General features: G+C 30.5%; 22 protein-coding genes. 5 read left to right on the plus strand and 17 right to left on the minus strand.

Translation table 11 applies throughout. The annotated features are described in order from the left end of the window. Window positions 1–84: 84 nt before the first annotated feature. The 14 genes from H518_RS20295 to H518_RS0100855 form a co-directional block, all read right to left on the minus strand. Window positions 85–807 carry an energy transducer TonB gene (locus tag H518_RS20295; RefSeq protein ID WP_051263612.1) on the minus strand — a complete coding sequence of 241 codons (723 nt, stop codon included), beginning with the start codon at window positions 805–807 and terminating at the stop codon, window positions 85–87. A gap of 135 nt (window positions 808–942) precedes the next feature. Then, window positions 943–1,617: an energy transducer TonB gene (locus H518_RS20300; RefSeq protein WP_081411131.1), complete on the minus strand. Its 675-nt coding sequence runs from the start codon at window positions 1,615–1,617 to the stop codon at window positions 943–945. A 325-nt stretch (window positions 1,618–1,942) separates the two neighbouring features. Further along, window positions 1,943–3,145, minus strand: a complete 1,203-nt coding sequence (gene hflX, locus H518_RS0100800; RefSeq protein ID WP_028887306.1) for a GTPase HflX — start codon at window positions 3,143–3,145, stop codon at window positions 1,943–1,945. Window positions 3,146–3,210: 65 nt separating this feature from the next. Continuing rightward, window positions 3,211–3,777, minus strand: coding sequence for a uracil-DNA glycosylase family protein (locus tag H518_RS0100805; RefSeq protein WP_028887307.1), 567 nt, complete (start codon window positions 3,775–3,777; stop codon window positions 3,211–3,213). Between the two features lie 134 nt (window positions 3,778–3,911). Then, window positions 3,912–4,271 carry a hypothetical protein gene (locus tag H518_RS0100810; RefSeq protein WP_028887308.1) on the minus strand — a complete coding sequence of 120 codons (360 nt, stop codon included), beginning with the start codon at window positions 4,269–4,271 and terminating at the stop codon, window positions 3,912–3,914. Beyond that, on the minus strand, window positions 4,271–5,623 hold the full coding sequence (locus H518_RS0100815) for a DEAD/DEAH box helicase (RefSeq protein ID WP_028887309.1): 1,353 nt from the start codon (window positions 5,621–5,623) through the stop codon (window positions 4,271–4,273). Before H518_RS0100815 ends, H518_RS0100810 begins: the two co-directional genes overlap by 1 nt. A gap of 333 nt (window positions 5,624–5,956) precedes the next feature. Continuing rightward, window positions 5,957–6,682, minus strand: coding sequence for a LytR/AlgR family response regulator transcription factor (locus H518_RS20305; RefSeq protein WP_155995096.1), 726 nt, complete (start codon window positions 6,680–6,682; stop codon window positions 5,957–5,959). Window positions 6,683–6,685: 3 nt separating this feature from the next. Then, on the minus strand, window positions 6,686–7,438 hold the full coding sequence (locus tag H518_RS0100825; RefSeq protein WP_028887311.1) for a sensor histidine kinase: 753 nt from the start codon (window positions 7,436–7,438) through the stop codon (window positions 6,686–6,688). 788 nt (window positions 7,439–8,226) lie between these two features. After that, window positions 8,227–9,540 (minus strand): NADH:ubiquinone reductase (Na(+)-transporting) subunit F, encoded by a 1,314-nt coding sequence (gene nqrF, locus H518_RS0100830; protein WP_028887312.1) that lies wholly within the window; start codon window positions 9,538–9,540, stop codon window positions 8,227–8,229. Beyond that, entirely contained in the window at window positions 9,540–10,274 is a 735-nt protein-coding gene (gene nqrE, locus H518_RS0100835) for an NADH:ubiquinone reductase (Na(+)-transporting) subunit E (protein WP_028887313.1), read from the minus strand. The genes nqrF and nqrE overlap by 1 nt, the downstream gene beginning before the upstream one ends. A 31-nt stretch (window positions 10,275–10,305) precedes the next feature. Next, the gene (locus tag H518_RS0100840; RefSeq protein WP_028887314.1) at window positions 10,306–10,950 is read right to left on the minus strand and encodes an NADH:ubiquinone reductase (Na(+)-transporting) subunit D; all 645 of its coding nucleotides are present in this window, start codon (window positions 10,948–10,950) and stop codon (window positions 10,306–10,308) included. Between the two features lie 2 nt (window positions 10,951–10,952). Next, window positions 10,953–11,693, minus strand: a complete 741-nt coding sequence (locus tag H518_RS0100845; RefSeq protein WP_028887315.1) for a Na(+)-translocating NADH-quinone reductase subunit C — start codon at window positions 11,691–11,693, stop codon at window positions 10,953–10,955. A 2-nt stretch (window positions 11,694–11,695) separates the two neighbouring features. Continuing rightward, window positions 11,696–12,901 carry an NADH:ubiquinone reductase (Na(+)-transporting) subunit B gene (locus H518_RS0100850; protein ID WP_028887316.1) on the minus strand — a complete coding sequence of 402 codons (1,206 nt, stop codon included), beginning with the start codon at window positions 12,899–12,901 and terminating at the stop codon, window positions 11,696–11,698. Window positions 12,902–12,904: 3 nt separating this feature from the next. Beyond that, entirely contained in the window at window positions 12,905–14,260 is a 1,356-nt protein-coding gene (locus H518_RS0100855) for a Na(+)-translocating NADH-quinone reductase subunit A (RefSeq protein ID WP_028887317.1), read from the minus strand. Between the two features lie 157 nt (window positions 14,261–14,417). On the opposite strand from H518_RS0100855, the gene H518_RS0100860 reads away from it, so the two are divergent. The 3 genes from H518_RS0100860 to H518_RS0100870 are packed head-to-tail and all read left to right on the plus strand — an operon-like array spanning window position 14,418 to window position 17,190. Continuing rightward, on the plus strand, window positions 14,418–15,638 hold the full coding sequence (locus H518_RS0100860; protein ID WP_028887318.1) for a type IX secretion system plug protein: 1,221 nt from the start codon (window positions 14,418–14,420) through the stop codon (window positions 15,636–15,638). A gap of 50 nt (window positions 15,639–15,688) precedes the next feature. Next, a complete protein-coding gene (gene apaG, locus H518_RS0100865) occupies window positions 15,689–16,075 on the plus strand; it encodes a Co2+/Mg2+ efflux protein ApaG (protein ID WP_028887319.1) in 387 nt (128 codons plus the stop codon). Then, window positions 16,075–17,190 carry a DUF3667 domain-containing protein gene (locus H518_RS0100870; protein WP_028887320.1) on the plus strand — a complete coding sequence of 372 codons (1,116 nt, stop codon included), beginning with the start codon at window positions 16,075–16,077 and terminating at the stop codon, window positions 17,188–17,190. Before apaG ends, H518_RS0100870 begins: the two co-directional genes overlap by 1 nt. 1 nt (window position 17,191) lies before the next feature. On the opposite strand, the gene H518_RS0100875 is transcribed toward H518_RS0100870, so the two are convergent. From H518_RS0100875 to H518_RS0100885, 3 genes are read right to left on the minus strand one after another with little or no spacing between them, the layout of a single operon-like run. Continuing rightward, complete coding sequence (locus tag H518_RS0100875) at window positions 17,192–18,523, minus strand: hypothetical protein (protein WP_028887321.1); 1,332 nt, start codon at window positions 18,521–18,523, stop codon at window positions 17,192–17,194. A gap of 4 nt (window positions 18,524–18,527) precedes the next feature. Continuing rightward, window positions 18,528–20,246 carry a hypothetical protein gene (locus tag H518_RS0100880; protein WP_028887322.1) on the minus strand — a complete coding sequence of 573 codons (1,719 nt, stop codon included), beginning with the start codon at window positions 20,244–20,246 and terminating at the stop codon, window positions 18,528–18,530. A 9-nt stretch (window positions 20,247–20,255) separates the two neighbouring features. Next, window positions 20,256–20,927, minus strand: a complete 672-nt coding sequence (locus tag H518_RS0100885; RefSeq protein WP_028887323.1) for a hypothetical protein — start codon at window positions 20,925–20,927, stop codon at window positions 20,256–20,258. A gap of 402 nt (window positions 20,928–21,329) precedes the next feature. Between H518_RS0100885 and pruA the strand changes: the two genes are divergently transcribed. Together pruA and H518_RS0100895 are read left to right on the plus strand one after the other, a co-directional pair. Next, complete coding sequence (gene pruA, locus H518_RS0100890) at window positions 21,330–22,955, plus strand: L-glutamate gamma-semialdehyde dehydrogenase (RefSeq protein ID WP_028887324.1); 1,626 nt, start codon at window positions 21,330–21,332, stop codon at window positions 22,953–22,955. A gap of 146 nt (window positions 22,956–23,101) precedes the next feature. Further along, complete coding sequence (locus H518_RS0100895) at window positions 23,102–25,936, plus strand: M16 family metallopeptidase (protein ID WP_205618000.1); 2,835 nt, start codon at window positions 23,102–23,104, stop codon at window positions 25,934–25,936. The last annotated feature ends 30 nt before the right edge of the window (window positions 25,937–25,966 follow it).

Below are 25,966 nucleotides of genomic sequence, written 5' to 3' on the forward strand. Positions count from 1 at the left end.
ATAATCAAAAAAACTGTAAGTAATTTTTTAAACATATATAATAGGATTTAATTAATAATAATTGAGTGTGGATTTAATAATAAATTATTCTTCTAAGGCAAAAACTATGGGAAAGCCGTATTTGACAGCAATTCTTCCTCCATCTTTTTTCGCTGGAATAAATTTTGGTAATTTTAAAACAACTCTAACAGCCTCTTTATTAAGTATACTAGCATTCTTAGGACCTAATGTTTTTATATTTCGAATATCACCATTTTTATCGATAATAAAACGAACCCAAACCTCTCCTTGAATAGATTCTTTTACCGCTTTACTTGGGTATCTAAAGTGTTTTGATATATGATTGATCATCTCTTCATTGAAACAATCCATACTTTCAGATTTTTTCACTTTCTTACATCCCTTAAACATTGGTAGTTTATCTACAGTAGTAAATCGTGAAGCTTTTTTAATTTCTTCTGCAGATAGTTTTTCTTTAAGGTTTTCAATATTGTCTTTTAAAGACAAAGTTTTGGTTATCTCAGCCTTTCCGGTAGTACTTTTCACACTAGCAAGACCAACTCCTGTTGCTCCTGAGACACTTTGTTTTTTAAGAGCCTCTCTTTTTTTAAGATATCTTCTACTAGCAGATACTTTAACAGATATTTGCCTCGTTTTTTTATCTCTCTTATTTTTAGATTCTTTAATAGAACATTTAGTTATACTATTTAAATCTAATTCGCTTTCATCTGGAGATTCACAAACCTCTTGTGACATCATGTTAACTGAAATAAAAAAAACGAACATTAATGTTATTTTTTTTCTCATACTACTGGGGGTATTATATTTTTGAATCAAATATTTAATATAGCTTGCAAAGATAGTGAAATCAATACACATGCATAAAAAATATTAATACAGCTAAAACAGATAAATACTATTATAGCTTAACATAACACACTTTTAGTTTTCATCTAAACTAAAACTCATTGAAAAACTATAAAAAACATTTAACTCCTTACCATCTTGTTTACCTGGTTTGAATACAGGCAATAAAGAAACTATTCTTTTTGCTTCAGCATTTAAAATTTTCTGATATTTATCTCCTGATGCTTTTATATTTTTAATTTCACCTTTTTTATCAATAATAAAACTTACTGTTATATCTCCTTCAATTCCTTGTTCAATTGCCTTCTCAGGATACTCGAACGTAGAATTTATATGTTTCTGAATTTCAGCATTAAAACATTTTAATTTATCCATAGAACTATCAGCACAAGAAGCAAATAAGGGTATTTCTTCTACCAAATCAAAAGAAACTTCTTTTTCTTTTGATTCTAGTGCATCTAACACTAAATCTATTTTAAAATCATTAACAACCTTAGTATCAGAAATAGTTTTTTCTTTTAGACTACTTGCTAATTCAGCAGCTTCTTCTAGATAAACTCTCTTTTTAAAATACCTTTTACTAGATACAATTACGTCGTCAATCTTTTGTTTTTTTTGTTTTTTCTCTACAGCACACTTATTAAGTGTATTCACATCAATTAGCGCTTTGTCTTCCAACAAACAAACCTTTTGTGAAAAAATTTGAAATACAGAAAAACACATCAACAATATTATCGTTATATTTTTCATCTTTATTTAATTTTAAGTAAACAAATAACTTGCTTTAACAAATTGCCAAAGTCCGTTAAATATTATTTACAAAAGGTTATTTAATAAAAATGATGTATATGTCGTTACTTTTTTTCTTTGCGAAATTTCAGCAGCAAAAAGTGTTACTAATTTCGAACGTAGGGGATTGTAGTTTTTCATTTTCGAGGGGGCTTTGGGGGGATAATATATTTAAAATAAACTTATTAACTATTTTTATAAAATGAGTCTAAATATAATAAAAAAACACAAAAGTAAAAAATATTTCTACATATTTTCACTTTTAAAAATTCACTTTTATACTTATTTACTCGTATTCTTGGTATAAAAAATTATTATAAGGAAAACGTTGAATATGTATTTCCCTAACCAATTCATATACTTTTTCTTTAAAGCTTTCTAAATTATCTTTATTCAACGCAGAAATAAATAGACTTTCTTTTTCTAAATCATTCATCCATGTTTTTTTCCAGTCATCTAAAGTATAATGAGCTTTTGTTTTTTCTGTTACTAAATCATCATCCTCAATTGTTTCATGCGTATATGCGTCAATTTTATTAAATACCATTACTGTTGGTTTATTTGCGCTGCCAATTTCATCCAAAATTTTATTTACAGATTCAATATGGTCTTCAAAATTTGGATGACAAATGTCTACGATATGCAATAATAGGTCAGCTTCACGAACTTCATCTAAAGTAGATTTAAATGATTCTACTAATTGCGTTGGTAACTTTCTAATAAAACCAACAGTATCTGTCATTAAAAACGGAAGATTCTTTATAACAACCTTTCTTACCGTTGTATCAAGCGTTGCAAACAATTTGTTTTCAGCAAATACATCACTTTTACTTATTAAATTCATTAGAGTTGATTTACCAACATTAGTATACCCTACTAATGCTACACGAACCATTTTGCCTCTGTTTTTTCTTTGTACCGCCATTTGCTTATCTATAGTGGTAAGTTTTTTCTTTAACAAAGTAATTTTTTCTCGAATAATACGACGGTCAGTTTCTATTTCTGTTTCACCAGGTCCACGCATACCGATACCTCCCTTTTGCTTATCAAGGTGAGTCCATAATCTTGTTAACCTAGGTAGTAAATATTGACATTGGGCTAACTCTACTTGCGCTTTAGCTGAGCTTGTTTGGGCTCTACCTGCAAAAATATCAAGAATTAAATTCGTTCTATCTAGCACTTTACAATCTAAAACATTTTCAATATTTCTTAATTGCGCAGGTGACAGTTCATCGTCGAAAATTGCAGTACCTATATTGTGCGACTCAATATACATTCTGACATCCTCTAATTTACCTGTTCCTAAAAAAGTTTTAGGATTTGGCCTTTCCATCTTTTGCACAAAGCGTTTTACAGCAACACCTCCAGCAGTTAAAGTTAAAAACTCTAACTCATCTAGATACTCCTTAGATTGCTTTTCATTTTGATGTTGAGTTATAATACCAATTAAAACTGCTTTTTCTGATACTGGTTCACGTGTTTCTATCATAGTGTGCAAAAGTACAAATTTATCAATTGAACCAATCTTTTTTAATTTGTTCTTTACATTGTAAATTACTCTACTATTTCAGCCACTTTATCTTTAAGTATTGGTAATACACTTTGTGAGAACCAAGGATTTTTAGTTAACCAAAAACGATTTCTTGGTGATGGATGTGGCAAAACCATGTATTTAGGTAAATATTCTTCAAAAGAGCTTACCGCATCAGTTAGAGTTCTTTTTGCAGTCTTTTTTAAATAATATTTTTGAGCATACATTCCTATTAAAATAACCAACTCTACATTTAACATTTTTTCTAGCAATAAATGATGCCATTGGGGAGCACATTCTTTTCTCGGTGCTAAATCTCCGGATTTTCCCTTTCCTGGATAGCAAAACCCCATAGGTATAATTCCAAAATTTTTAGTATTATAAAATTGTTCGTCAGTCACACCTAACCAAGATCTTAATTGCTTTCCACTTGCATCATCCCAAGGAATACCTGATTTATGAACTTTAAGCCCTGGGGCCTGCCCTATAATTATAATTTTTGATTTTTTTTGGCTAAATACAACTGGTCTTGGCTCTATAAAATCTTCACAAATTCTACATTGCTGTATTCTTAATAACAGATCTTTCATTTCATAAAGTTAAGATTATAACATAAAAAAACACTCATTTTTTTAAAACGAGTGTTTTCTATAAAAATATATGGTTATTAAACAGTCAAAGACCCTAAGTCTTCTTTACTTATATTTAAGTTGCACAAAAAAAATTAAATTTTTATAAAATCCTCAAAGGCAACATAATATGGCTGATCCTTAAAAACAGGTAATTCTATACTTTCTGAATTTGCAATACCGATCCCTGCAAACCAAATTTTTGCATTCTGTTTTTTTGCATGCTCTTTAAATGTTTCCATCCATAGCACATCGTATTCTTCTGGTGTTTGAATATTGTTTGTTGTTTTTACTAAAACAAAAATAGTAGGTTCGCCTTTTTTAAATAAAACAAACTGCGGATGTTTTTTAAGTTCGCTGTTTATTGCAACAAACTCATACCCCATCTTCTGCAATTTTTTACCCACAATATTCATCCCTAAATTATGAAGTTCTTGTCTGGTAAGTGCTTTCATTATTTTTTCTTGTTACGCATGTTATAATTCTTATCTCCTCGAGTTTTTGGTTTTTTATATTTTTTCGCAATTTCTCTACGATAAGATCCTCCTTGATTAGTTTTACTATTTTTTTCACTTTTTTCATGAAAAGCAGGACCAGGAACGTACTCTAATGAAGTTCTATTTTTATTTTTTTCCGCCTCTTCTTTCGGTCGCTCTTCTTCTGTTAACTGCTTAGAAATTTCAACATGCTCAGGAATTTCTAACTTAGGAACTTCATAGTTCATTAATTCTTCAATTCTAAGCTTTGCTTCTTGTTCTTTTACTGTTGAAAAAAGAATTGAAGTACCTTCATGCTCAGCACGACCTGTACGTCCAATCCTGTGCATATAGTTCTCAGGGTAGTAAGGAGTATTAAAATTAATTACATGAGTAACTTCTGCTAAATCTAGTCCACGGGCAATAACATCTGTTGCTATTAGAATTCGTTTTTCTCCTTTATTAAATTGTTCAATAGAACGTAAACGGTAATTCTGTGTCTTATTCGAATGAATTACACATGATTGCGATGGAAATTCTTCTTTTACGCATTCAAATAATCTATCAGCATTCCTCTTATTTGGTGTAAAGATTAACACTTTACTATATTCACTTTTATTATAAAGCAATTCATGTAATAAATTTACTTTAGTATAAAAGTTAGGTACATCATAACTAATTTGGTTAATATTATCTAACGGTGTACCACTTACTGCTATAAAAATCTTTTTTGGCGCTGTAAAAAAATCATCAATTAATGCTTCTACATCTTGCGTCATAGTAGCAGAAAACATAATATTTTGACGACGTACAGGTAATAGATCAAAAATATTTAATAATTGAAATCTAAAACCTAGGTCTAACATTACATCTACTTCATCAATCACCAACTTTTGAATTGATTTCAACTTTAACGTGTTACTCAATGCTAAATCATATAAACGTCCTGGAGTAGCTACAATAACATCTGCGCCTAGTGCAACAGCTTGTTTGTGTCTATTTAAAGGAATTCCTCCAAATACTCCTATAGTACGCAAAGTCATAAACTGTGATAGCTTTTCTATTTCATTAACAACTTGCACTACTAATTCACGTGTTGGTACTACAACAAGTATTCTAGGATGCTGTTGTTTTGAAAATTTCAAATCGCGAAGTATTGGTAACATATAGGCAAAGGTTTTACCTGTACCTGTCTGAGCAATTCCAACCACATCACTACCAGATCTAACAATAGGAAAAGCTTTTTCTTGAATTGGTGTTGGGTTTACAAAACCTAATTCTTCTATTGAGTTTTGTAATGGATTTGATAAATCTAAATCTTGAAAAGTAATCATTTACAGTAATTTGCCGCAAAGGTACGGTTTCTATACTCAAATACCACAAGTATATTCTTTTGACAAAGTTCATTTTTTTAAAATGCTTTTATTTTTAATACTTTTAGCATATTATATGCTGATACTCTATTTTTAATTTACTTCATTACTTTTTTAATATTCTCAATTTATGATATTTACAGAACAGCTATTATTACTCATTTAGCCTCAATTATTGCTCTATAAATGACTGTTACAAACATAACACAGAGTAAAACCATTAAATTAAAGAGTTATAATATTATGGGGTTCTATAAATTTAAATTAGAATCTTTTATTACCAAAACCAAACTATAACGCAGGGAATAACTCCTCCATTTCCTTTTTATATTTTAATGAAATTGGAATATCTACAAGGTTTATAATAACAGAATCTTTTCTTAAAACTGTTACTTTAGTTATATTTATAATATAGCGTTGATGGCATTGAAAAAATAAAGATTTTGGTATTACATTTTTAAATACTGTAAGCTTATTTCTTACAACATGTTTTTTTTCTCTTAACGTTATTTCTATATAGTTACCCTCTGATTTTATATAACAAATGTCATTAACATTTACCCTAACTTTCTTGTTTCTATCTTTTATAAAAATAGTATGCTCCGTTTCAATATTTGAAATGCTTTTTGAGTTTTTATTTTCAGAAAAATTATGTAATGCGATATCGATAGTTGTTAATAATGTAGGTTCTTGGTATGGCTTCATTAAATAACCATTTGGTTTCGTTTCTAATACTTCTTTAAGTGTTTGTTGATCGCCAAATGCTGTTAAATATATAATAGGTATGTTTAAATACTTTCGAACTTGTTGCGCTAACCAAACACCGTTTTTTTCTCCAGCCAAATTAATATCTAGTAAAATTAAATCAACAGGTAAATTCTGAATCTCTTTCCACGCAGTTTCTGAAGATGCTGCTGACCCTGCTATTTCGTATTTATTTTCTAACAACATTGTTTCAAGTGACATTCTCGAAATTGCTATATCTTCTACTATATAAATATTTTTTGACGCTATCACTTATTATATCCTTGTTTTAAAATTAAAGTTATAAGCTAAGCCGTTTTTATTTTTAATTGTTAAATCGGCTTCAATTTCTTCAGCTAGCATTTTTATCAACCTTCTACCTAAAGTTTTATTTCCTGTTTTTTCGTCGTCAACTTCATACCCTTTTCCGTTATCTGCATAGGTAAAAAGGAATTCATTTTTACTTATTTCATATAAAGATAAAGTAATAGTACCTTCTTTAGCTTTAAACGCATATTTTAAAGAGTTTGTAACCAATTCATTTACTATAAGTCCTAAAGTTGTAGCATAATCAACTGGTAATGAAACATTATTTACATTCAATTTAAATTCAATTGCTTCAATACTTGAAACTTGAAGTAATCTAAAGCCTAACTCTTTTAAATACTTTTCCATTGATACCAAAGACAAAGTATCATCTTTATATAACATCTCATGTACCAAAGCAATAGAATTAATGTGTTTCTGTGATTCATTTATCATTGCCGTTATCTCTTCATTTTTGTGCTTTACAGATTGTAAATACAAAAGACCTGAGATTAATTGCAAATTATTTTTTACTCGATGATGTATTTCTTTAAGTAAAATAGTTTTTTGCTTTGCTATTACTTCTATTTCCTTTTTTTGCTCCTCTATACTAATTCTATCTTTTCTAGACTTCACTATAAAAATGATAATTGCAATTAGAAAAATAAATAAAAAAATTATTGAAGTTGTAACAACCAGTAATAAATCACCTTTATTATTCATCACTCACTCCGTGCTTACTTATATAACTCCACTCTATAAATATCAATACTTGATAAATAATATAAAACAAGGTATTAAATATCCAAATATCGATATATGGATCTTTAATAAAAACCAATTCGTAGTTTCCGAATAGAAATATTAAGGAACTACATAACAGATATAAAAGCAAACCAATAGTTAAATAAAAGTACTTTTTCTGAACTCCTAAAGTATTGTTCAAATGAATTAATGCATATATGATTAACAATATTGACGTTGAAGCAATCTCAAATAGGTTAAATACCCAGAAAGATTCGGGATTATACACATACATTCCAATAATTATTAAGGTAACTATCGTGTAATTAATGACAATGATTTTTTTTAATTTCGGAGTAGAAAACAATCGATAAAACACAAGACTTAATAATATAAATTGAGCATTGAAATAAAAGTGTGACAGGTATAAGTTTTCAGCTGGGTATAAGTAACCTATAGTATTACAACAAAGCTCTACAACAAACAATACAGTTAAATATATCGCTATATATTTATACGTTTGGCTTTTAATTTTCTTTACTTTACTTAAAAAGAGAATTGAATTGATTAGTAATAATAATAAACTAAAAATGCTTAATGCAAATCCAAATAAATAAGGCCCCATATTTAATGTTTATTTTTTTAAATATACTATAATTAATTTGTGTGTAAAAATATGCTTTCTAAGCATCATTTATATTAGAAAAAAAGCAATAAAAAACCGATACATCACTGTATCGGTTTTTTTATATAATAAATTCTAGTGTTTATCCACCAAAATCATCAAATCTAATGTTCTCATCTGCAAGACCAAAATCTTCTCCCATCTTCTGAACTGCGTTGTTCATTAATGGTGGACCACAGAAATATAATTCTAAGTCTTCTGGTGCTTCATGTTTAGATAGATATTCATTAATCACTACTTGGTGAATAAACCCTGTAAATCCATCTCCAGCCTCATCACTTACATCTGTTTTAACGTTCCAGTTATCAGCTTCTGTAGGATCAGATAATGCAATAAAGAATTTAAAATTAGGGAAATCTTTTTCTAAAGCTCTAAAATGATCTACATAGAACAATTCAGCTTTAGAACGACCACCATACCAATAAGTTACTGTTCTACCTGTTTTTAATGTTCTGAATAAGTGATATAAGTGTGAACGCATTGGTGCCATACCTGCTCCACCACCTACATACAACATTTCAGCTTCAGATTCATTAATAAAGAATTCACCATAAGGTCCAGAAATAGTACACTTATCTCCTTTCTTTAAATTAAATATATAAGAAGATGCAACCCCTGGGTTTACATCCATCCATCCACCTTTTACTCTATCAAAAGGAGGCGTAGCAATACGTACATTTAACATAATTTCTCTTCCTTCAGCAGGGTAAGAAGCCATAGAATATGCTCTTTCTACAGTTTCCGTATTTTTCATCACTAATGGCCTTAAACCAAATTTATTCCATTCAGCTTCAAACTTATCTGGCGTATCATGTTCTTCTGGATGCGCAGTAATATCCATATCAGCATACTTCACTTCACAGTTTGGAATTTCAATTTGAATATATCCACCTGCTTTATACCCCATGTCTTCTGGAATTTCAACTACAAACTCCTTAATAAAAGTAGCTACATTGTAATTTCTTACAACTACTGCTTCCCATTTCTTAATTCCAAAAATTTCTTCAGGAATAGAAATATCCATGTCTTGTTTTACTTTTACCTGACAAGATAAACGTACTCCACTAGCTAATTCTTTACGTGTAAAATGAGGTGTTTCAGTAGGTAATGCTTCACCTCCACCTGAGTTTACATGACATTCACATTGAACACAAGATCCACCTCCACCACAAGCTGATGGTAAGAAAATTTTCTCGTTACCTAAAGTAGATAACAATGTACCTCCTGAAGCAACTTCAATTGTTTTATCACCATTAATAGTAATTTTTACCGGACCTGATGGCGCAAGTTTTTGTTTTACAAACAATAATAACCCTACCAAAATCAATAAAATTACTAAAAAAGATATAACCGTTACAGCTACTGTACCTCCTGTACTTACTTCTAAAAATACCATTATTCTATAATTTTTTTAGTGTTATCAGCTAATTTTTCAGCTTCTTTTTTAACTTCTTCTTTCTTCTCAATTCTGATTTCTGCTTTAGGAGCTTCTTCTTTCTTTACTTCATCATCACCTCCTGTTAACATTCCTCCAAAACTCATAAACCCTATAGCCATTAATCCAGTAATAATAAAAGTTATTCCTAACCCTCTTAATGCTGGTGGCACAGATGAATATCTAATCTTTTCACGAATAGCCGCAATTGCTAAAATTGCTAAAAACCATCCGATTCCTGATCCAATACCGTATGTTAACGACAATCCTAATGTTGGAATTTCACGAGATTGCATAAATAAAGACCCTCCTAAAATTGCACAGTTTACGGCAATTAATGGTAAGAAAATACCTAAAGAGTTATATAATGCTGGTGCAAACTTCTCAACAATAATCTCTACCAATTGTACCATGGTTGCAATCGTTGCAATAAACATAATAAATGATAAGAAACTTAAATCGTAACCTTCATATTCAGCTCCTAACCAAGATAAAGCTCCTGGTTGTAATAAATATTGATCTAATAACCAGTTGACAGGTACTGTTACTGCTAATACAAAAATAACCGCAGCTCCTAAACCTACTGCTGTTGCCACTTTTTTAGATACAGCTAAGTACGAACACATCCCTAAGAATGTAGCAAATACCATATTATCAATAAATATCGACTTGAAAAATAATTCTAAATGTTCCATTTTTCTATATTTTTAATGAATTCTAACTTGGTTAGTCCTCGATTAATGCTTTGTTTCTACTACGTTGTATCCAAATAATAATACCTACAACAATTAATGCCATTGGTGATAATAACATAAACCCGTTATTTTCATATCCTAAAGCATATAAGCCTGTTAATTCTATTGGATCTCCTAATACTTTAAATCCTAATAAAGTACCAGAACCTAACAACTCTCTAAAGAAACCTACTGCAATTAAGATAGCTCCGTATCCTAAAGCATTTCCTATTCCATCTAAAAATGATCTCCATGGCCCGTTACCTAAAGCAAATGCTTCAAAACGTCCCATAATAATACAGTTCGTAATAATTAAACCAACAAATACCGAAAGTGTTTTACTTAATTCATAAGCAAATGCTTTTAATACTTGATCAACAATAATTACTAAAGCAGCAACTACGATTAACTGTACAATAATTCTAATTTTTGATGGTATAATGTTTCTCATTAAAGAGATTACAACATTTCCAATACCTAATACAAATAATACAGAAACTGCCATTACTATAGAAGCTTTCAGTTCTGCTGTAATTGCTAATGCTGAACAGATACCTAATACTTGAATCGTAATTGGGTTGTTATCTAATAACGGATCTGTAATTAATACTGCGTCTTTTTTTGATAAAAGTCCCATATTTATTTCAATGTTTTAAAGTAAGGCACGTATAAACCTAATTCAGATTTAATCATTGCTGCAACTCCATCACCTGTAATGGTTGCTCCTGCAATTGCATCTACCTCGTTATCATTTTTATCTTCGTTCTTTGGATCATTGTTAGATTTAGAAACAGTGATTCCTTTAAAAGAACCGTTGTTCATTAAGTCTTCTCCAATAAAGTCATCCATGAAGTAACGTTGCTTAATGTTAGCTCCTAAACCTGGTGTTTCTCCTTTATGATCAAAAAAAGCACCTTGTACTACCATATTTTTATCCATTGCAACATATGCCCACACAGCATCCCAAAGACCTTTACCTCTTATTGGTGCGATATAAAACATTTTACCGTCTTTTTCTCCTACAAATAATGGTAACTTTCTTACGGCTCCTGATTTTGCGGCTGTTTGTTGCTTTTTTACATCAATTAAATATGCATTAGCATCTTCAGTAATTTTATCACCTTCAATAACTAATTGTTTTTTGATGTTTTTTGAAAACGCGTCAGCTACTTTGTCTTTAGATACAAAAACTGCACTGCTTTCATCATTTTCATTTACACCCATAGCATACAAAATATTTTGTTGCTTTTCGATACGTTTATTTGCATCAATCATTGGGCGAAGCGATGATGCTGTAAAAGCTAACAACGCTCCTACTACTAATACCATACCAATGGCAAAAAGTAGCGTATATCCATTACTATCTGTTCTCTTACTCATAACTAGGCAGTTTTAACTTTAGCACGTTTTAATCTTCTCTTTACATTTCCTTGAACCACATAATGGTCAATTGTTGGAGCAAAAACGTTCATTAATAAAATAGCTAACATTACTCCTTCTGGATATGCTGGATTGAATACACGAATCATGATCGAAATAAATCCGATAAAGAAACCGTAAATCCATTTTCCTTTGTTGGTTTGTGATGCTGATACAGGATCAGTTGCCATATAAACAGCTCCAAAAGCAAAACCTCCAATTAATAAATGTTTCCAGAAGTCTAAACTCATTAATCCGTAAAACTTACTTGTTTCACCAATCCACCCTAAACCAACTACTTGATTAAAGATGAATCCCATAACTAATGCTCCTATTACTGCAGATAACATAATTCTCCAGCTTCCTATTTTTGTTAGAATTAAGAACAAACCTGCTAATAAAATTAAGAATGTAGATGTTTCTCCAACTGAACCAGGAATAAACCCGAAGAACATATCAGAAACTGAGTGTGTTAATGGTTGTGATTGTGCTAAGCTTCCTAAAACTGTTTCACCAGAAATAGCATCTGCTGTTCCAGCTAATTCTCTTGCTCCGTTAACCCATACTTTATCTCCAGACATCCAAGTTGGATATGCGAAGAATAAAAATGCACGAATTGTTAATGCTGGATTAAGAATATTCATTCCTGTACCACCAAATACTTCTTTACCTATTACCACACCAAATATAACTGCAACAGCTAACATCCATAATGGTAAATCGATTGGTACAATTAAAGGAACTAACATCCCAGTAACTAAATACCCTTCTTCAATTTCGTGTCCTTTTATAATACAAAATATAAATTCTACTGCTAAACCAACTACGTATGATACTATTACTAATGGTAAAATTTTAACTGCTCCAACTAATAAGTTGTCAAAGTTCCAAAAATCTCCACTAAAGAAAGACATTCCTTCAGTAAATCCATTAATTGCTGCATAATGTTGGTATCCTGCATTAAACATACCGAATAATAAACATGGTACTAAAGCCATGATTACAATATTCATTGTACGTTTTAAATCATCTGCTGCCTTTATATGAGTTCCTCCGTGAGTTGTCTCATTTGGCAAATATAAAAAAGTATGAAAACCATTAAATAGCGGTGCCATTTTAGTTCCTTTATACTTTTCTTTTAAATTATGTAAGTTTTGTTTTAAGCCCATATCTTATCCTAATTCTTCTCTCATTAAATCTAATCCTTCACGAATTATCTTCTGGTGAGGTTGTTTAGATACACAAATAAATTCTGTCAAACCGAAATCTTCTGGTGCAATCTCATAAGCTCCTAACCCTTCCATTTCGTCAAGATCTTTATACTTACAAGCTTTTAATAATTGCATCGGGTAGATATCTAACGGAAATACTTCTTCATACGCTCCTGTAACCACAAATGCTCTGTGTTCACCGTTTGTATTTGTATTTAAGTCATATTTTTTCTTTGGAGTTAACCAAGAAAATGTAAATGCTCTTGATGTAGAAACTTTATTAAAAACAGGTTTATTCCAACCAAATAATTCATAATCGTCTCCTTCAGGAATTGCAGTTACTATGTTTTCATAGTATCCTAAATATCCTTCTTCACCAACTTGCTCTCCGCTTAATACATTTCCGCTTATTACACGGGTATTGTCTGCATCTAAATTCCCTTTTACAAGCGCTGCGATATTAGCTCCTGCTATAGCAGTAACATATTGTGGCTTATTAAATTTAGATCCAGCTAAAGCAATTGTACGTTTAGCATTAAACTTACCAGTTAATAATAGTTCACCTATTATTACTAAGTCTTGTGGAGTAACTACCCACACAACTTCTCCTTTATTAATAGGATCTATTTGTGCTATTTGAGTACTTACATTACCAATAGGATGTGGCCCTGTTACTTTATGTAACTCAACTCCTTTCATCTCTTTAAACGGAGATAGCATTGAGTCTTTTGCTACTGAAACATGTACTTTACCTTCTGTTAATTTTGTTAGCGCAGTTAAAGCAGCCTGTAATTCGGCCTCTTTACCTTTTAATGCATAATCATAATCTGCTGCTAAAGGTGCACTTGCGTAGGCTGATACAAAAATTGATTTGGGAGTTTGATTTGGATCTGCAATCACATCGTAAGGACGTTGTTTTACAAATGGCCAACAACCTGAAGCAAGTAAGTGAGTTTTCACTTCTTCTCTAGAGATTGCGTCAATATCTTTTTTACCAAATTCTTTGTATTCCTGCTGTGCATCAGCAGTGATTTTAAATGCTAAAACTTTTCTTCTGGCTCCACGAACGATTTCTGTAACTTTACCACTTACCGGACTAGGAAATAAAACGCGCTCATCACTTTTTGAATAAAAAAGTGCTTGACCTGCTTTTACTTCGGTACCTTCTTTTGCTAAAATTTTTGGAATAACGCCGTGAAAATCATTTGGCTTAATTGCAAACACACCACCTTCTAACGAAAGTTCTGTAGTTATTTGCTCTGCGTCGCCAACGAGCTTGATATCCAAGCCTTTCTTAATACGGATGTCTTTTGACATAGGAACTGATTAAATTGATTTTCTAAAAACAAGCAAATTTACAGATTTTGAATTTTTCGGATACGAATTTGTATTTTTATCTTTTGAATAACTCTTTATTTATACCTGTTCTAAATAATCAATTACATTTGGCTTACATTTTGATACATTTGCATCTATGAAAAAACTACTTTTAACCTTCTTATTTTGTGCATCCTCTGTAATAATGAATGCTCAAAACATTAAAACAATTCAGTTACGCCCAAAGCATAACACAAACCAGTATTCTGCAATTGTACGACTAGGGGAAGTTTTAAAATTATCGTTTGACGATTTAGATGCTGACAATAAAGAATATCAGTACAAAGTTGAGCACATGACTCATGACTGGAAACCAAGTAGTTTATCTTCAAACCAATACATTGATGGTTTTAATGAGAATGAAATAATCAATACCAATAATTCTTTTAACACATTACAGCCTTACACCCATTATTCAGTCGAAATCCCGAATCAGAATACAATTATTACAAAAAGTGGAAATTATTTAATTTCTATTTTAGACGAAGACTATGAGATCGTTTTTTCTAGACGTTGTGTTTTTTATGAAGATATTACTATGGTTGGAGTTGCTGTTTTTAGAAGTAGAGACACAAAATCAAACAACAAAAAACAAACGGTTCAGTTTTCTGTTAATCATCAAAACATATCAATTAACAACGCTAACCAAGAAATTAATGCTGTTTTACTTCAAAACCACAATTGGAACACTGCCATTAATAATATTAAACCTCAGTTTATAAAACCTCAGCAACTGTTATATAATAACACACTTAAAACAAATTTCGCTGGCGGAAATGAATTTTTAAATTTTGACAGTAAATATTTACGAAGCACTAGCTTAAACATAGCTAAAACAGAAAGAAAAGATATTTACCACAGTTATTTATATACCGATGAAGAGAGAATTCATAAAACCTATACTTATAACCCAGACATCAACGGACAATTTGTTGTGAGAACCCTAGAAGCTAATGACGCTAATACAGAAGCTGATTACTCAATGGTACATTTTTCTTTAGAAGCTTTTGAACCTTTAGAAAACAAAGATGTTTTTGTATACGGTGCCTTCAATAATTATCAACTATCCTCTGAAAACAAAATGGAGTACAATGCTGCTAATGAAATGTACCAAACAACAATTAAATTTAAACAAGGGTTTTATAACTATAACTACGCCACACTAAGTAATAATGGAATTATTGATTTAAACGAAATTGACGGTTCCTTTTATCAAACTGAAAATGAATACACTGCAATTATATACTACAAACCTTTTGGTGAAACCTACGACAGAGTTATTGGTGTAGGAAATGGGTATTTTAACCAAAACAGGTGATTTATTGTCGTAAAAATTGGCTAAATCATAAAAAAGTTTATATTTAGGCGATGTTTCAACAAATAACAAAAGGCATAAAAATAGCCGTCAAGACCACTTTTAACGGTCTAATACAGCATAAGGATGAAGAATATTATTCTTTTAGTTACTACGTATCAATTGAAAATAAATCAAAAGATACCGTAAAACTTTTAGAACGTTTTTGGGTAATTTTAGACTCACTTAACAACACAGAATATGTTGAAGGAATTGGTGTTATTGGTAAAACTCCTATTCTTAAACCAAATGAGACATACAGCTATAAATCTAATTGTTTTTTACATTCGCCTATTGGAGCAATGAAAGGAAACTACAAAATGATTAATTTTGAAAACTCAGAAGAATTTCTAGTAACAATTCCAACATTTAAACTAACCTCCACTCCTACTTTAAATTAATGGCTAAGAAAAATAAGGTTGCAATTATACAAGAACCTAATTGCTTAAATTGTGGATACCCATTCACTAAAAGTGAAAATTACTGTCCTGAATGTGGTCAAAAAAATAAAGGAAAAAAAATCACATTAAGTAATTTTATTCGTGAAGTTTTTGCTGGTTTCTTTTCTTGGGATGCTAAATTTTGGAGAACATTAATACCTTTATTAATAAATCCGGGTAAAGTATCTAAAGATTATATTGAAGGCAAAAGAGACAGATACTCTAACCCTTTTAGATTTTACCTTACCGTATCTGTTATTTTCTTTCTAATTATTGGAGCTACTGAAAGCTACAACAAGTTTAATGATTTACAAAACGGAAAGTATTTTAAAGAGAAAACATCAAAAATAAAAATTGACGAGAACGGCATAAAAGCACTCGAAGTAAATTTAGACTCAATTCAAGAAGTTGTTTTCAAAGAAATTGACAAACAAGACTCAGTTAAAGCAAAATTAATTAAGCAAAAATTTGATTCTTTAAAAATAGACGGAAACCCTAATCAATCAATGTTAAATGTCGGCTTTGGTGATTCTGATAGAATTACTAAATTCATGAAGTTTCAGAAAAAAAATTCAGAAATCGGACTTGACAACGCCCTAGACAGTTTGCATTTAAAAAAGAACTTTGCAAATAGGTTCTTATACTCAAGAGCAAAAGTTTTTAACTCTTTTCTTTCTAAAGAAGACGAAGCACAAAAATTTTATCGCCAAATATTATCATATGCTTCAATTGCACTTTTCATCCTACTACCACTTTTCACGTTGTTTTTACGAATTATTTATATTAGAAGCAGATTCACTTATGTAGAACATTTAGTTTTTGTATTTCATACTCAAACTGTTTTCTTTTTACTTTTTTCTATCTTTTATTTAATCGGTTTTTTTAAAGATGCTGAATATTTATTAGGCGCATTTTTAACACTCTTTACAATATACTTATTCATGGCTATGAAGAAATTCTATGGTCAAAGAATATTTAAAACTTTTATAAAATATGTTATCGCTAATTTTATATTTTTTATGCTTGCAATGCTTGGCTCTTTAACAATTTCATTTATAGCATTTGCATTATACTAAATTACTTCAACAATTGAATCATAAAGTTTTGAGGAGAGGTTTTTAAGCAAATCTTCACCTCTACTTTATCCTCTTTAGTAACAAAGCCGTTAATGCTTTTTACTAAAGAGAGGTTTTTATTAGAAATACTATAAGCACTTTCTTTAATTTTCATGTATTTATCTACATCAAAAAAAAGTGAAAATTTATTCTCTTCACCTCTTTGAAAACCACTCGTACCAACTCCTTTTGAAGATAAAAAAGTATTAGTTTTCTTTTTACTCGCATACGTCTTAAAAAAAGGATTTACAATCAACAAAGTATCACTATCAATCTTTTTAATAACCTCTTTATAATATAAATAATCAAACAAACTACTTCCTCCTATATTAACATTAATAGCTGGTATTATATTTTTCTGAATTGTCGTTTTTTCCACTTTATTAAAATCATCGTCATATTCATACGTCACTACTGTATCATTTTTATAGACAAAAGATTTTAACTCAATATCAAAATCACCATTCCAATGACTAGCAACAGAATCTAATGATAAGTTTGTCAATTTTTTAAACTTATTTTTTTGTTTTTCTTTTAATAAAGCAGATAGTAAACCACTCTTAATTTTTCCTGAAACAGCGACTAAAGAACTTGTTTTCTTCAGTGCTTTATAAGGTAAAAACAAACTGTTTTCTTTTATCAACTCTCCGCTTAGCAAAAAGCTTTCATTATCTATTCCTAACTCAAAAAAACCTTCTTTTTTAGTTGACATCACAACAAGCTTGTCACTATTTTTTACATTAAAAAAAGTTTGAGATCCTTCCTTTAAATAAGTGTTATTTTGTAAAATAAATTTTATTCCCTCTTCAATTTTAGTAATTCCACCAAAACTAAACAGTATTCTTAATTTGCGATTATCTAGAATGTAAACATTGTTTTTATAAAAAAAGCAATCAACACCTTCAATCCTTTTTTTAATATAATTTTCTTGTTTAAAAAACGACGCTAACCTACTCTTATCTTTCACCTCAACAACGCTACTAACCCAAATATCTTCTAAACTACTGTAATTCGTATAAAAAAGAAGGTTTACAGGCATTTTTAGCTGATCAAATAAAGACAATTTAGTTTTAGAACTAGATGAGCTACTCCTTGATTTAAAATACAAAAAAGGATGTCTTACAACATCCTTTATAATAGTATATTCAATCTCTCGTAAATTAACACGAACAATTGCCTCTGCATAAACAGGTATCTCTTTAGTAAAATTTACAGTTGGGTTATATCTAAAATACCCAACTGTAAATAATATACCAAATATAATTATAATAGTACAAACTATTTTTTTAACCATTTGTTTATTTTGCCATATGGTCTATAAACTCAAACAACATCTTTAAAGTGTTTCCGTTTTTACCATTTGTATTTAACCTTAACTCAGAAGACATTTTATTTCCTTTTACTTTTGAAACTTTAAAGTAAGCATCTTTAATATTCTCTTTAGAAAAAGCACTCATTTTTCTTTCATCTCTACCAAACAAATCTGTAGGTAAATTCTCAATTAACCTATTTACGTCTGTATATAACACACTAGAATTCTTTTTTATTAATTTGCTATATTTAGCTGATCTATAAACTCCTCTACCAGCTCCAATACTTATAGCTCTTGTTTTTAATGTTGTTATGTATAAAACATCATTTTTAACAACTGCATATAAATCAAAAGGAAGCTTTCCTAATTTTTTATCAAATTCAAAAACCCCATTAAACTCACTTACAGCTTTGTGTTTTTTACCTAATCTAAACATTTTGTTTAGCAATTCTTTTTTCTCTGACCCAATCATTAATGTAAAGTCAGGTACTAATGCTTTTCTTGTTTTAACAACTTCTTTACTCTTATAATCTTTATCGTATTTATAAGTTGTGTAAGTAACATCTTTTTCAGCAAAATCATTTAAAACAAATAAAGCATCGCCTGTAAATAATTCAGCAATCGCTTTTTCATCTAACACTAACGATAGTAAGTCTCCAACAATATCAATTTCATCTTTAAACTTTGGCAACATACCTCCGTACATCTTATCCATCATTTCTGGATACTCAAGAAGTAACTCTTCTGTATTCATAGAAACACTCCAAAAAGCTAAAGCTTTATTATGATCAAAACTATTAATCAAAGTGCTATTCATTTTTTTATTATAAATCTTTTTGAAAGATTTTTTCATACCATCACTAATAAACATATCTAATGAAACACTTGCACTACTTTCATTAAAAAATAAATTAGCTGCAACTCCTTCTATTCCGTATATATTATTACCTTTTTGTAGGTTTAAATAAGGCATAGATCTATAAACGCTACTCCCTAATGACCCAATAATATCAGACATTAACATTCCGTAATTACGAACCCAAAGAGTTGCCGATGCTCCTTTTTTCTTACTTTTTTGAAAACTTGAATTAGTTGCTATAGAACTAAACAAACCATTGTTTTCTAAAATTGAAAAAGCTTTCTTTAAGGTCCATAATTTTGAAAACCTCTTTTTAACAGAATACATAGATTCTCCTTCTTCCTTTAAAGCTTCAAAACGCTCTTTATGTTTCTTAAAATAACTATATGATTTCTGAGCATTAACAATTAAAAGAAGGTTATCATTCCATATCATTACATCTCTACTCCCTCTAATAAAGCTATACCCATCTTCTTTTTGTATTTTTTTTACACTCCTTTCTTTTAACATAGACTCATACTGCTTTCTATCATTAAGCTCAACTAAAAATGAATGATATGAGATGCTATCTGTTTTTTGAAAGAAGTAATATGCGTTTGATTTTATGTTAACCCCAGTTTCACCTACTGAAGTTACCTTATCATCTCTCCTTCTATTGATACTCTTTAACATTTCCTTCCCCAACATGCTATTATCTATGTCAGAAACATTAATTAATTTAAATAAATTTTCTGCATTTGCTGCAATAACAACATCTGCATTATTAGGTATTTTGCTTTCTAACTTTTGCGCTTGTAAAGCAACAAAAGTGTGTACTAATAGTAGTGTTACAATAATTTTTTTCATGGTTATTTTTTAATTATTAAGTTGAATTTTATTTTTTATAGTTTGCTTGTTTGTTATTATATCTTGCGCTTTAATTCGTAGCATTACCGCTTTTTTACTTTTCGAAATTTTGGCTTGTTTGTTTGTACACGATTTTACGACACCATCAAAGCGATACACACCAGTATAAGTTGCTGTTTCAAACACTTTTCTGTCTTTCATTTTTGTATTCTGAAACTCTTTTCCTAAATTAAAATGGTGGCTGCGAACAAATGTTTTATCTGTTTTATTATAAATAAAATGTTTATTCTTTTTTATTGCCTGTGCTTGTTTTTTAGAGCTAAATGTTGACAAAACGGTATTAAGCGCATCTACATTATCGAAATCACAAGACAGTGTAACAATAAACTCATCAAAATTCAAGGTGCTTTTTACATTATGAACCCCTTTTGTTGTTTTTATTTTTTGAACAATTGTTGCTAGTTTATCTTTAATTGTTGTTTTTGATGGAATTTTATATCCATTAACGCTATCCAACAACATTAGCGATGCTATCTTAGTTTTACTTTTACTTAAATTTATAGTTAACATTGCTGTACCAGAACCATCTTTATTAAAAGATATTTCCTCAACAAACTCAAAACATCCTGTAAATAAAAAGAGTGAAATCACAGCTAACAATAACAGTCGTTTTTTACACATAATTTTTTTATTGCAAAAATAATAAAAAACTTCGTTTTTATATCCCTACAAGTAGCCATAAATGAATATTATGCAACAATTAGATTACAATTCGCATTTTTTTTATCATATTTCATTAAAAAATAAATTACATCTATTATTTCTACAAATAAACAGTTAACATTCTTGCTAATTTGAAGAATTTTTATACCCTTATAAAAACAACAATTAATACTCTTGTTTTCTATTTTCACAACACGCAAACCCTTTATAAAACATGGATTACTGGAGGCAATTAAGTTACCGCGCACATATTGTATTGCCTTTCGGTAAATGAGAAGTAAAAACTATTTAATTATTCCTAAAAATAAACTTAACTTTGTAGCTTATAATTAAATATAATTTAACAAACAACATACTAAAATGGGAAGAGGTTTTTTTAACGTTCCAGCTGCTGTAAACGAGCCTGTTAAAGGTTACGCACCAGGTTCTCCTGAAAGAGAAGAACTTTTAGCAAAATATAAAGAAATGTTTAATAGCAATATTGATGTGCCAATGCACATTAATGGTGAAGAAGTAAGAACTGGTAACACCAGAAACATTACACCTCCACACGACCATAAACACGTTGTTGGTCAATACCATATTGCTGATAAATCACACGTAGATAGTGCAATTTCTACAGCATTAGCTGCAAGACAAGAATGGTCTAGCACAAGCTGGATGGAAAGAGCTTCTATCTTTTTAAAGGCTGCTGAATTATTAGCAGGTCCTTATAGAGCAAAAATGAATGCTGCAACAATGATTGCACAATCTAAAAATGTACACCAAGCAGAAATTGATGCTGCTTGTGAAATGATTGACTTCTTCCGTTTTAACGTAGAGTTCATGATTGACATATTTAAAGAACAGCCTGCTTCTGCTCCTGGTATTTGGAACAGAGTTGAATATAGACCATTAGAAGGTTTTGTATATGCAATTACACCTTTTAACTTTACATCTATTGCTGCAAACTTACCTGCTGCTGCTGCTTTAATGGGTAATGTTGTTGTTTGGAAACCATCTGATCATCAAGCATACTCTGCACAAGTAATTGTAGATTTATTTAAAGAAGCTGGTTTACCTGACGGTGTAATTAACGTTGTTTATGGTGATCCTGTAATGATTACTGATACTGTATTAGCTTCTCCAGATTTCTCTGGATTACACTTTACAGGTTCTACACATGTTTTTAAACATTTATGGAAGCAAATTGGTAACAACATCGATATTTACAAAACATACCCAAGAATTGTTGGAGAAACTGGTGGTAAAGATTTTATCTGGGCACATAACTCAGCAAATCCTTTACAAGTTGCTACAGGAATTACCAGAGGTTCTTTTGAATATCAAGGTCAAAAATGTTCAGCTGCTTCACGTGCATACATTCCTGCTTCAATGTGGGAAGAGGTTAAAGGTCATTTAATTTCGCAAGCTGCTGAATTAAAAATGGGGTCTCCTGAAGATCCTTCTAATTTTGTAAATGCAGTTATTCACGAAGGTTCTTTCGATAAAATTGCAAGTTTCATAGATGCTGCTAAAGCTGATGCAGACGCTGATGTAATTATTGGTGGTGGTCACGATAAATCTAAAGGATACTTTATTGAGCCTACAGTAATTGTAGCGAAGTCTCCAACATATGCAACAATGACTACCGAATTGTTCGGACCTGTTATGACTATTTTCGTTTACGAAGATGCTGAATGGGAAGCTTCATTAAAATTAGTAGATGAATCTACTGAGTATGCATTAACAGGTGCTATTTTCTCTACAGACAGATACATTGTTGAAAAAGCTTCTAAAGCTTTAGAAAACGCTGCTGGTAACTTTTACATTAACGACAAACCAACAGGTGCAGTTGTAGGACAGCAACCATTTGGAGGAGCAAGAGCTTCTGGAACAAATGATAAAGCTGGTTCTCCTCAGAACTTATTACGTTGGACATCTGCTCGTTTAATTAAAGAGACTTTTGTAACACCAACTGATTACAAATATCCTTTCTTAGGATAAGAATCAAATAACATATATTTTTAAAAACCTCATCAAATTTTGATGGGGTTTTTCTTTACAAGAAACTCTAGCATTTCTTTAACAATATTAAAAATCAATATTATGTATATTTATCGTCTTCAAAAACGCATCTAAATAACAAAATAATGATAAAAAAAATTCTACTATTTACAACCGCAATACTCTTTATTGCTTGTAGTACAGAAAAAAAGGAGAAGACGACTGCTCTTAATGTTCCTTTTGAAAAATTTGAACTAGAAAACGGACTTCAAGTTGTTTTACACACCGATAAATCTGATCCTGTTGTTGCCGTAGAACTAATGGTTCACGTAGGTTCAGCAAGAGAAATTGAAGGAAGAACTGGTTTCGCTCATTTATTTGAACACTTATTATTTTTAGAATCTGAAAACCTTGGAAAAGGCGGGTTAGATAAAATGAGTGCAAGAATTGGTGGTTCTGGTGCTAACGGATCTACCTCTAGAGATAGAACGAATTATTTACAAACCGTACCAAACGATGCCTTAGAGAAAATGATTTGGGCAGAAGCTGACAAATTAGGTTGGTTTATAAACACAGTAACCGATCCTGTTTTAGCAAAAGAAAAGCAAGTCGTAAAAAACGAAAAAAGACAGAGTGTTGATAATCGCCCGTACGGTTTCAATCAACAAATTATCGATCGTAACTTATATCCAAAAGAGCATCCATACAATTGGCAAGTAATTGGTTCTTTAGAACATTTACAAAATGCAACTTTAGCTGATGTAAAAGCATTTTTTAAGAAATGGTATGTCCCTAACAATGCTACTTTAGTTTTATCAGGAGATTTTGACACAGTCAAAGCAAAAGAATGGGTTCGTAAATACTTTAATGAAATTCCTAGAGGGGAAGAAATCACGCCTTTAGTTAAAAAACCAGGTAAAGTTGATGAATCAAAATCTTTATATTATGAAGATAATTTTGCAAGATTACCAATGTTAACATTTGCGTGGCCAACTGTAGCATTATATCATAAAGACTCATATGCTTTAGATATCTTAACAGAATATTTATCTCAAGGAAAAAAAGCGCCCTTAAATACTGTTTTAGTTGATGATTTAAAATTGAGCTCTTCTACCAGCATGTGGAACTGGTCTTCTGAACTAGCTGGTCAAACTCAATTAGGTATTCGTGGATTTAATAATGTTGATTTAAATAAAATTAATGAAGGAATTACTACCGCTTTTAACAAATTTGAAACAGCAGGTATTTCTGACAAAGACTTAAACCGAATTAAAGCTGGACTAGAAACTAATTTTTACAATAGTTTATCTAGCGTACTTGGTAAAGGAACAAATTTAGCATCTTACAATACCTATGCAGGAGATCCTGGATTTATTAATAAAGAAATTGACTTAACTTTAAATGTAACTAAAGAAGATGTAATGCGTGTTTACAACACCTACATTAAAGGCAAAAACTTTATCGCTACTAGCTTTGTTCCCAAAGGAATGAAAGAACTTGCTTTAAAAGGAGCTAAAGAAGCAACTATAAAAGAAGAAAAAATTGTTATTGGAGCTGAAGAGAAATTCGATGCTAAAACTGCTGCTGAATATACCAAAACTCCATCTAAAATAGAAAGAGCTACCGAACCTGCCTATGGTAAGGCTCCTGCTTTAAGCGTACCAAATGTTTGGAATAATAAACTAGCAAACGGAATTAAAGTATACGGTATCGAAAACAGTGAAGTTCCTTTAGTTCGATTTAACTTAGTGCTAGACGGAGGTCAACTATTAGAAAAAATGGATAAATTAGGTGTTGCAAACTTAACTGCTCGCTTAATGAATAGAGGAACTAAAAATAAAACAGTTGCTGAATTAGAAGAAGCTATTCAAGAGTTAGGAGCAGCGATTAACATATACTCTTCTAAAGAAAACATTACGATAAGTGGTACTACTTTAGCTAAAAACTATGCCAAAACAGTAGCATTAGTAGAAGAAATTTTATTAGAACCACGTTGGGATGCTACCGAATTTGAATTAATCAAAAAATCGGTAATTGGTAATTTACGTCAGCAAGAAGCAAGCCCTACAACGGTAACAAGAAATGTGTACAATGGGTTAATTTATGGTAAAGATAATATTCGATCTAAAAACACCTTAGGTACCATTACATCTGTCGAAAAAATATCTTTAGATGATTTAAAAACATACTATTCTAATTACATGTCTCCATCAGTTGCAAAAATGCATATCGTAGGAGATATTACTAAAGAAAAAGCGTTAGCCTCTTTAACGAACTTAACAACTAAATGGGCTGCTAAAGAAGTAACTATTCCAGTTTTTAAAACTCCAGAAGCTCCTAGTAAGCCAACAATCTATTTTTACGATGTACCTAAAGCAAAACAATCTGTAATTAGTTTTGGTGCACCTGCGTTGGCGGCAACAGATAAAGATTTTTATGCAGCAACGGTAATGAATTACATTCTTGGTGGTGGTGGTTTTGCTTCTCAATTAACGCAAGAATTAAGAGAAGGAAAAGGATATACTTATGGTATTGGTTCTCGTTTTACCGGTACAAAATCGAAAGGTACTTTTACTATTTCTAGTAGAGTTAGAACCAACGTTACGTTAGAATCTGCTCAATTAGTAAAAGATATTATTACAAATTACCCTATCAATTACGCTGAAAAAGACTTAGCAACTACCAAAGGCTTTTTAATTAAAAGTAATGCAAGACGCTTTGAAACTATGGGCGCTAAATTAAATATGTTAGAAAACATTAGTACTTACAATTTAAATGCCGACTATGTTAAAGACAGAGAGAAAATTGTAAATGAAATGACGATTGAAAAAGTACAAGAATTAGCGAAGAAATATGTGAATCCTAATAAAATGATTTGGTTATTTGTTGGTGATGCAGAAACGCAATTAGATCGTTTAAATGAATTAGGCTTCGGAAAACCTGTTTTATTGAACAATACCAAAGAAAAAATTAAACTTTAATTGTATTTTAAATACATCAATAATCGTTAA

Source organism: Tenacibaculum ovolyticum DSM 18103, assembly GCF_000430545.1.
Taxonomy (GTDB): domain Bacteria; phylum Bacteroidota; class Bacteroidia; order Flavobacteriales; family Flavobacteriaceae; genus Polaribacter; species Polaribacter ovolyticus.

Bases quoted from the DNA above. Each gene is read 5' to 3' on its own strand.
- H518_RS0100875 (WP_028887321.1), bottom strand. From the start codon at position 18,523: ATGGTTAAAAAAATAGTTTGTACTATTATAATTATATTTGGTATATTA.
- H518_RS0100880 (WP_028887322.1), bottom strand. From the start codon at position 20,246: ATGAAAAAAATTATTGTAACACTACTATTAGTACACACTTTTGTTGCT.
- H518_RS0100860 (WP_028887318.1), top strand. From the start codon at position 14,418: ATGAAAAAACTACTTTTAACCTTCTTATTTTGTGCATCCTCTGTAATA.
- H518_RS0100850 (WP_028887316.1), bottom strand. From the start codon at position 12,901: ATGGGCTTAAAACAAAACTTACATAATTTAAAAGAAAAGTATAAAGGA.
- H518_RS0100885 (WP_028887323.1), bottom strand. From the start codon at position 20,927: ATGTGTAAAAAACGACTGTTATTGTTAGCTGTGATTTCACTCTTTTTA.
- H518_RS0100855 (WP_028887317.1), bottom strand. From the start codon at position 14,260: ATGTCAAAAGACATCCGTATTAAGAAAGGCTTGGATATCAAGCTCGTT.
- H518_RS0100845 (WP_028887315.1), bottom strand. From the start codon at position 11,693: ATGAGTAAGAGAACAGATAGTAATGGATATACGCTACTTTTTGCCATT.
- hflX (WP_028887306.1), bottom strand. From the start codon at position 3,145: ATGATAGAAACACGTGAACCAGTATCAGAAAAAGCAGTTTTAATTGGT.
- H518_RS0100840 (WP_028887314.1), bottom strand. From the start codon at position 10,950: ATGGGACTTTTATCAAAAAAAGACGCAGTATTAATTACAGATCCGTTA.
- nqrE (WP_028887313.1), bottom strand. From the start codon at position 10,274: ATGGAACATTTAGAATTATTTTTCAAGTCGATATTTATTGATAATATG.
- H518_RS0100805 (WP_028887307.1), bottom strand. From the start codon at position 3,777: ATGAAAGATCTGTTATTAAGAATACAGCAATGTAGAATTTGTGAAGAT.
- H518_RS0100870 (WP_028887320.1), top strand. From the start codon at position 16,075: ATGGCTAAGAAAAATAAGGTTGCAATTATACAAGAACCTAATTGCTTA.
- H518_RS0100810 (WP_028887308.1), bottom strand. From the start codon at position 4,271: ATGAAAGCACTTACCAGACAAGAACTTCATAATTTAGGGATGAATATT.
- pruA (WP_028887324.1), top strand. From the start codon at position 21,330: ATGGGAAGAGGTTTTTTTAACGTTCCAGCTGCTGTAAACGAGCCTGTT.
- H518_RS0100825 (WP_028887311.1), bottom strand. From the start codon at position 7,438: ATGAATAATAAAGGTGATTTATTACTGGTTGTTACAACTTCAATAATT.
- nqrF (WP_028887312.1), bottom strand. From the start codon at position 9,540: ATGGTATTTTTAGAAGTAAGTACAGGAGGTACAGTAGCTGTAACGGTT.
- H518_RS20295 (WP_051263612.1), bottom strand. From the start codon at position 807: ATGAGAAAAAAAATAACATTAATGTTCGTTTTTTTTATTTCAGTTAAC.
- apaG (WP_028887319.1), top strand. From the start codon at position 15,689: ATGTTTCAACAAATAACAAAAGGCATAAAAATAGCCGTCAAGACCACT.
- H518_RS20300 (WP_081411131.1), bottom strand. From the start codon at position 1,617: ATGAAAAATATAACGATAATATTGTTGATGTGTTTTTCTGTATTTCAA.
- H518_RS0100895 (WP_205618000.1), top strand. From the start codon at position 23,102: ATGATAAAAAAAATTCTACTATTTACAACCGCAATACTCTTTATTGCT.